We start from the raw sequence: 1,678 nt of genomic DNA, 5'->3' as shown, positions 1-1,678 counted from the left end.
CGAGCAGATGCTGCGCAGCCAGGCGTTCGGCGCGGTGCTGGTGTGGCTCGGCACCGCGCGGCCCGAGGCGCTGCGCCGGCTCCAGGTGCTGGCCCAGGCCGGCGATACCGTGGTCTGGGTGCTGCGGCCGCTGCGCGTGCTCCAGGAATCGTCGCCGGCGGTGCTGCGGCTGGCGCTGTCGCCGTTGCCCGGCAACATGCTGTCGATTGCCTTCCACAAGCGCCGCGGCCCCGTGCGGGACGCGCCGCTGGTCCTGTCGCTGGGCGGCATGGCGCACGTGCCCGCGCGCGTCGCTGCTCCCACCGCTCCCGTCACCCCAGTTACCCCCACCGCGCCTGCCGTGGTGCCCCCTCATCATGCTGCCGACGTTCTGGATCGCGGTGCATCTGCCGCGCCTGCCGCTGGACGCGCTGCAACCGAGCTGGCCTGAGGCCGCCGGTGCGCCCTCCGTCCCCGCCTCCGCCTCCGCCTCCGGCACGCTACAGGCGCTGCCCGTGGCGGTGATGGCGCACGAGCGCGTGGTGCTGGCCAACGGGCCGGCCGTGGCCCTCGGTGTGGCGTACGGCATGCGGCGCGGCGGCGTGCAGGCGCTGTCGGCGGAGGTCGTGCAGCTGGAGCGCAATCTCCCGGCCGAAGCCGCGTTGATGACCGACGTGGCGCTGACGCTGCTCCACTTCACGCCGGCCGTGACGATCGACCCGGATGCCGAATCGGCCACCGTGATGCTCGACGTCACCGCCAGCCTGCGCCTGTTCGGCGGGCACCGCGCGCTGTGCCGGGCCATCCGCGCGCGGGTGAGGCAGCTCGGCACGTTCGCGCAACTGGGCTGCGGCACCACGGCGCAGGGCGCGGCATGGCTTGCCCGGCAGCCGCTGCGCCGTACGCGGCGCGGCATTGTGCGGCCCGCGCGCCGCGCCATCCAGCCTGCCCGCATGACGCGTCTGCTCGATGCCCTGCCCGTGGCGTGCCTGCAGACGCTGGCCGATCCGGGCTGGCTCGAGGGCGTGGGCTGCCGCACGCTGGGGCAGGTGAGGCAGTTGCCGCGCGCGGGGCTGTCGCGCCGCATCGGCACGGCACTGCTGGCGCGGCTCGATCAGGCTTACGATCAGGCGCCGGCCGGGTTTGCATGGTTCGAGGCGCCGCCCGCCTTCGCGCAGCGGATGGAGCTGCCGGGGCGCATCGAAGCGGCAGAAGGGGTGCTGGCCGGCGCGCAGCGGCTGCTGCTGGCGCTGTCCGGCTGGCTGGCGGCGCAGCAGGCTGGCGTCACGCGCTGCGTGCTGGTGCTCGAACACGAACGCTACCGGCTGGGCGAGGACATGGACAGCACGCTGGTGCCGCTGGGTCTGGCGCAGCCCAGCCGGGACCCGGTGCATCTGTCGAAGCTGCTGCGCGAGAAGCTCGACAAGGTGCGCTTCCACGCGCCCGTGGGCGGCCTGGCGCTGCGCGTGGAGGCGATGGAAACCTGCCTGCCGCAGAGCGATTCGCTGTTCCCGGAGCCCGGCGCGGCGCCGGCCGAACTGGGCCGGCTGCTCGATACGCTGATGGCCCGCCTGGGCCGCGACAACGTGCTGCAGCCGCGCCCGCTGGCCGACCATCGCCCCGAATGCGCCAACCAGTGGGGCCCGGTGGACGAGCCGCCGCCCCGCCCGCCCGCCACCGGCACGCTGCCGCCCGAGCG

Annotated in this window: 1 protein-coding gene and 1 pseudogene; both read left to right on the top strand. The window is 75.0% G+C overall.

From position 1 onward, the window contains the following. Positions 1-430: pseudogene (locus KHO18_RS28175) on the top strand (translesion DNA synthesis-associated protein ImuA); the annotation flags it as partial. After that, positions 357-1,678: Y-family DNA polymerase (locus tag KHO18_RS28170; protein WP_211944311.1), on the top strand; the 1,322-nt coding region annotated here is incomplete at its 3' end. The pseudogene KHO18_RS28175 and the gene KHO18_RS28170, both read left to right, overlap by 74 nt.

Source organism: Cupriavidus campinensis (assembly GCF_905397395.1).
Lineage (GTDB): Bacteria > Pseudomonadota > Gammaproteobacteria > Burkholderiales > Burkholderiaceae > Cupriavidus > Cupriavidus campinensis.
The sequence above is the reverse complement of the archived record's forward strand: the minus strand, read 5'-3'. Positions and strand labels throughout refer to the sequence as shown.